Below are 5,667 nucleotides of genomic sequence, written 5' to 3'. Positions count from 1 at the left end.
ACGGCGCCCGTCGGCCCGGCGGCTGGTCCGGCGTGGCTCCCTCGGCCGGCGGAAGGTCGGGTGCCGACGACGTCGGCTGGTACCCGCCGACCGCGAGACGGTGCCGCGCCCGCAGCCACGTCTCGACCTGATCCTCCGCGCCGCAGGCTCTGACGAACGCGGCCAGCACCTCGGGCCGCGGCAGGGTGGACCGGCGCAGGATGTCGGCGGCGGTGCTGCGGGCCAGCACGTCACCGGCGGCGGCCGCGCGTTGCTCCAGTTGCCGGTACGTGAGTCGGGACCGGTCCTTGAGTTGGCGCAGCAGGTCGACGAATTCGGCCGCGTCGGCCGCCTCGTCCGGTCGTGGCTCCCCCGTGGTCATCGCATGATTGTCCAGAAACCGGCGGTGCCGGGGCAACCGCCGTCGAGCGACTGTCCGAGCTGGCCGGACAAAACCCGGACATGCCGCGCTGAGCTGGGCGGACGTGGCAGCGCGACGATCAGGGCATTGTCCAGGGCAGACGGCTTATCTAGCGTCGGTGCTCGATGGCCACGCCGCCGACCGGCGTACGGCCGACGGGGCCCGGACCGGCAGGGGACCGGGCCCGACGACTTTTCGACGCGGGGAGATCTGATGGACGACGCTGCCCGGGATCCGGTGCCGCAGGCCGTCACGGCGGGGGAGTACGTGGCGTTGCTCCGGGACGCGCGGCGGCGCTCGGGCCTGACCTACCGGGACATCGCCCGGCGCGCCTCGGCGGCCGGACACTGGTTGCCGCCGAGCACGCTCGCCACCATGCTGGGGCGGACCACGCTGCCCCGGGAGCGCACCGTCGTGGCGATGCTGGCGGCGATCGGCACCCCGGCGGGCGAGGTCGAGCGGTTGCTGGGCATGCGGCGCGACATCGAAGCCCGGCTCGACGAGCGGGACCGGTGCGAGACCCAGCCGGCACGGGACACCGCCGACCCGCGCCCGGGCGTCGACCCGGCCCCGGGCGTCGACCCGGTCCCGCCGGAGCCGCCCCGGTCCCGGGCGCCCCGGCCGGTCCGTCGCTGGCTCCGACCGGCACTGCTCGCGGTGGTCGGCGTGCTGACGGTCGGGACGACAGGGGTGCTGCTACCGAAGGCCGTCGCGACAGTGGACGACGCGCCGACCGCCGACTGCCCCCTGGTCCTGCGCCAGGGCATGTACGGCCCGTGTGTGCTGGACCTGCAGGAGCACCTGGTGGCGGGAGGACTCGCCGTGCCGGTGGACGGCTGGTTCGGCCCGGACACCACGAGCCGGGTGATCGCCTTCCAGGCGATGGGGGGCATGCCGGTCAGCGGCATCGCCGACGGACGGGTGCTCGACGAGCTGGCGGACGCTCCCCCGGTGCCACCCACCTGGTCAGAGGAGCGGATCGGCAAGTACCTGCGGCTGGTCTTCCCGGAGGATCCGGGCGGCGCGGTGCGGGTCGCCCGGTGCCTGTCCGGGCTGGATCCGTACCGGGTGGAGGTCGTCGCGGACGGATCGCGCCGCTGGGGGTTGTTCCAGTTCAGTGACACGGAGTTGTCCCGGCTCGGCGTCGACGGCCGGACGGCGTTGGATCCCGGGTGGAACATCAGGGCGGCGCGGGACGTCTGGTCGCGCGCCGGCGGATTCGGCCACTGGCGCTGCGCACCGTCGCCGTGACACGGGCTGCTCCCCGCCACACCGACGTAGGAAGTGTTGTTGCCGGACCCGTCGTTGGCGCGGGCCTGGAGGTTGGCGGCGTCGGCCGCCGCCCCGACGGTGTCGCCTCGCGCGACCTCCGCCGCGTTCACCCCGGACGGCCGCGGGCGACGGCGCCCGCGCGAGCCTGGGAGTACGAGCGTCCCTGGCCGCCGTAGAGCGCGGTCAGCACGTCGTACGCGGCCCGGTCGATGGCGGCGTGCAGGGACGGTGCCACCACGTTGTCCATCGTGCCGGGGTAGCTGACCGGCACCCGCACCCGGTAGGGGGTGCCGACCCCGGTGACCGAGACGGCGGCGTCCTGCATCGCCGCGTGCAGGATGGCCGCCTCGCGCGACGAGGTGGTCGGCGGCAGGTTGAGTGCCCGGTACGTGGCCAGCAGGACGCCGTTCCAGTACAGGATCGGGTCGTTCGCCGCGTCGACGGCCAGCGGGAGCAGCGAGATGTTGTCCAACCGGACCGTGGACGCCGGGTGCGCGCCGAGGTGGAACAGGAGCACCGCCTTCGGGTCACCGAACGGCGACACGAAGTCGAAGGTGAACCGGCGCATCGTCGGGGTGAGCGCCACGGTCTGGTCCACGGCGGAGGTGAACGGTGTGTCGGCCCGGGAGACCGAGACGCGCACCGGGCGGTCGACGTCCGCGGCGGCGTCGAACTGTAGCCGGTACGGCTGCGCGGCCGTCACCCCGAACTCGAAGTGGCCGACCAGGTCCTCCCAGACCGGTCTGCCGACCGTCGCGCTGGTGCGGACGCGTAGTTGCCCGGCGTTGACAGTCGTGCTGGTCGAGGCGAGTCGGGTCCACCAGGGCTGGGTGGTGCCGTTGTCGAAGGTGCCGTTGAGGATGAGGTCACCCGGGGCGGCGGCGGCCGGCGCGGGCCGGACGAGAGCGGTGAGGGTGCTGGCGAAGACCACCGCGAGCACCATGCCGAGGAGACGACGGGGTCGCGGTTGCCGTCCGGTCGATGCGGTCATGGAGAGCCTTTCCGGTCCGGTCCGGTCCGGTCCGGTCCGGGACGGGGCGACGACCAGGTCGTGGCCGGTGGATCGGCTCACCGTAGGAGCGTTCGCGCTGTTCGCCGCCGCCGAACGACGGTCGGAACGGTGCCGTACGGCGGCGGGCGCCGGCGTCCGGTCAGGACACCGACGCCCGCGCCGGGCGAACCTCGGCTCAGCCGATCGTCTCCCGCTCCCGCCAGGCCGTCCGCAGCGAGGTCCGCCCGTTGGTGCGCAGCAGCGACCCCTCGTACACCCGGGCGCCGGCGAGCAGGAAGGCGCCGGCGGCGAGCAGCAGGATGACCAGCGAGACGATCGGCTCCCACCCGGCGGCGTCGCCGGTGAACAGCCGCAGCGGCATCGCCGTGGGCGACGAGAACGGCAGGTAGGACAGCACCCGCATGGCGGTGGCGTTGTCGTTCAGGAAGATCACCGCGAAGAACGGCAGCATGACGGCGAGCTGCACCGGCGTCGACACGGCGGCGATGTCCTCCTGCCGGTTGGCCAGCGAGCCGGCCGCCGCCCACATGGCGGCGAGCAGCACGAAACCGACCACGAAGAACGGCACGAACCAGCCGATCGCCGGGGCGAGCAGGGTGAGCAGGCCCCCGCTGTCGCCGAACTGGAGCCCGAGCACCGCCACCACCGCGATCAACGCGATCTGCCCGAACGCCAGGATGGCGCCGGCCACCACCTTTCCGGCCAGCAGGGCCCGGACCGGCACGGCGGCGACCAGGATCTCCACGATCCGGGTCTGCTTCTCCTCGATCACGCTCTGCGCGATCTGCACACCGAACGTCTGCGAGGTGAGGAAGAAGACGAACGCGAAGACGAACGGCACCAGGAAGGCCACCACCGGGTCGACCGCGTCCGGGTCGAGCAGGCGGACGGTCGGCTGGGTGCTCAGCGCCCGCACCACGTCGTCGGGGGCCTCGTCCATGGCCAGGACGGCCGGTCCGGAGACCACCGCGGCGTCCACGTCGTCGTCGTGGACGGCCTGTTCGGCGGCCCGGTCGTCGGCGACGACCCGGACCTCCAGCCCGGCCGCGCGCAGCGGCCCGGCCGCGCTCTCGGTCACCGCGACGGTGGACGGCCCGCCGGCGAACAGCGGCGGCAGGATGGTGCCCGCGGCGGCGATCAGCAGGAAGAACAGCGTGCCGAACAGGAACGTCCGGTCGCGGAGTTTGACCCGGATCTCGCGTTCGGCGACCAGCCGGGTGGCCTGGGTGACGTTCACTGGGTGACCTCTCGGAAGATCTCGGTGAGCGAGGGGCTGACCGGGCGGAAGGCGCGGACCGGGCCGCGGGCGAGGGCCGCCTGGAGCACTGGCTGTTCGTCGGTGCCGGCCGGCAGGTCGAAGACGACCCGCGCGCCGTCCAGCTCGACCACTGTCACCCCGGGGTGGTCGCGGACCCAGCCGGCGTCGGTCTCCACCACCAGTTCGTAGCGGGGCACGGTGTACGAGTCGCGTAGCTGCTGTCGGCTGCCGGCGGCCCGGATCACCCCGTCGCCGATGATCACCAGGTCGTCGCAGAGGCGTTCCACGACGTCGAGCTGGTGACTGGAGAAGAGCACCGGGGTGCCGGCCGAGGCCCGTTCCCGCAACACGCTGACGACGGTGTCCACGGCCAGCGGGTCCAGACCGGAGAACGGCTCGTCGAGCACCAGCACCTCGGGGTCGTGCACCAGCGCGGCGGCGATCTGCGCGCGCTGCTGGTTGCCCAGGGACAGCGTCTCCAGCAGGTCGTCGCCGCGCTCACCGAGCCCGACCCGGTCCAACAGCGTGTCGGTGGCCCGCCGTGCGGCGACGGCGTCCAGCCCGTGCAGTCGGCCCAGGTAGCTCACCTGCTCCCGGGTGGTCATCTTGGGGTAGAGCCCCCGCTCCTCAGGCATGTAGCCGAAGCGCCGACGGTCCTGCCGGGTCAGCTTGGTCCCACCCCAGCTCACCTCGCCGGCGTCGGGGGCGAGCACGCCCAGGATGATCCGCATGGTGGTGGTCTTACCGGCGCCGTTGGCGCCCACGAAGCCGGTCATCCGGCCGGCGGCCACGTCGAAGGAGACGTTCCTGAGCACCTGCCGGTCGCCGAAGCTGCGGTCGACGCCGTGGAGGCGAAGCGTTCTGGTCACCCGTCCCACGCTAGATCCAATACGACCGTCCGCCGTCCGCCCAGCGGCTGAGCGGGCGGGTCCGCCTCGTGGCGGACACCGGTCACCCGCCGGGCCGGACCACCCCGTTCTCGTACGCGAACACCACCGCCTGCACCCGGTCGCGCAGGCCGAGTTTGGCCAGCACCCGGCTCACGTGTGTCTTCACCGTCGCCTCGCCCAGGTGGATGGTCGCGGCGATCTCCGCGTTGCTCGACCCGGCGGCGAGCAGGACCAGCACCTCGCGTTCCCGTGGGGTCAGCCCGGCCAGCGCGGCGTCGGCGTTCAGGCCGAGATGGGCGGTGCCCGCCGGGTCGCCGGGGCGGGCGAATGTGGAGATCACCCGGCGGGTGATCTCCGGGGCGAGCAGGCCGTCGCCCCGGGCCAGCACCCGGATCGCCTCGATCAGCTCTTCCGGGGTGCCGTTCTTGAGCAGGAAGCCGCTGGCCCCGGCCCGCAGCGCGGCGAACAGGTAGTCGTCGCGGTCGAAGGTGGTGAGGATCAGCACCGCGGGCGCGCCGGGCCCGTCGGCGACGATCTGCCGGGTGGCCGCCAGGCCGTCCATCCCGGGCATCTCCACATCCATGAGTACGACGTCGGGGCGGGTGGCTCGGGTCATGCTGACGGCGCGTTCGCCGTCGGCGGCCTCACCGACCACCTCGATGTCGTCCTCCACCTCCAGGATGACCCGGAAGCCGGTGCGGACGAGGTGCTGGTCGTCGGCGAGCAGCACGCGGATCGGCTGGCCACCGCCGGGTGCCGGATCGGCCGGCGCGGCGCTCACGCCGAGCGCTCCGCGCCGGCGGGCACCTGGTGCCCGTCGCCCGGACCCGGCAGC

General features: G+C 73.4%; 6 protein-coding genes. 1 reads left to right on the top strand and 5 read right to left on the bottom strand.

Annotation, left to right across the window (positions count from 1 at the left end):
* Nucleotides 1-361 (bottom strand): helix-turn-helix domain-containing protein (locus JM949_RS32870; RefSeq protein WP_203151957.1); only part of this gene is annotated, 361 nt, incomplete at its 3' end.
* A gap of 252 nt (nucleotides 362-613) precedes the next feature.
* Between JM949_RS32870 and JM949_RS32865 the strand changes: the two genes are divergently transcribed.
* Complete coding sequence (locus JM949_RS32865; protein WP_203151956.1) at nucleotides 614-1,651, top strand: peptidoglycan-binding protein; 1,038 nt, start codon at nucleotides 614-616, stop codon at nucleotides 1,649-1,651.
* Between the two features lie 127 nt (nucleotides 1,652-1,778).
* On the opposite strand, the gene JM949_RS32860 is transcribed toward JM949_RS32865, so the two are convergent.
* From JM949_RS32860 to JM949_RS32845, 4 genes are all read right to left on the bottom strand, one after another.
* Entirely contained in the window at nucleotides 1,779-2,744 is a 966-nt protein-coding gene (locus JM949_RS32860) for a carbohydrate binding domain-containing protein (RefSeq protein ID WP_203151955.1), read from the bottom strand.
* Nucleotides 2,745-2,859: 115 nt separating this feature from the next.
* The gene (locus tag JM949_RS32855) at nucleotides 2,860-3,921 is read right to left on the bottom strand and encodes an ABC transporter permease (protein WP_203151954.1); all 1,062 of its coding nucleotides are present in this window, start codon (nucleotides 3,919-3,921) and stop codon (nucleotides 2,860-2,862) included.
* Nucleotides 3,918-4,811 carry an ABC transporter ATP-binding protein gene (locus JM949_RS32850; protein ID WP_203151953.1) on the bottom strand — a complete coding sequence of 298 codons (894 nt, stop codon included), beginning with the start codon at nucleotides 4,809-4,811 and terminating at the stop codon, nucleotides 3,918-3,920. Before JM949_RS32850 ends, JM949_RS32855 begins: the two co-directional genes overlap by 4 nt.
* A gap of 82 nt (nucleotides 4,812-4,893) precedes the next feature.
* A complete protein-coding gene (locus tag JM949_RS32845; RefSeq protein WP_203151952.1) occupies nucleotides 4,894-5,613 on the bottom strand; it encodes a response regulator in 720 nt (239 codons plus the stop codon).
* Between the last annotated feature and the right edge of the window lie 54 nt (nucleotides 5,614-5,667).

Origin of the sequence: Micromonospora tarensis, assembly GCF_016803395.1 — a bacterium.
Classification (GTDB): Bacteria; Actinomycetota; Actinomycetes; order Mycobacteriales; family Micromonosporaceae; genus Micromonospora; species Micromonospora tarensis.
Note: the sequence above shows the minus strand (reverse complement) of the source record. Positions and strands in the feature narration are given on the sequence as shown.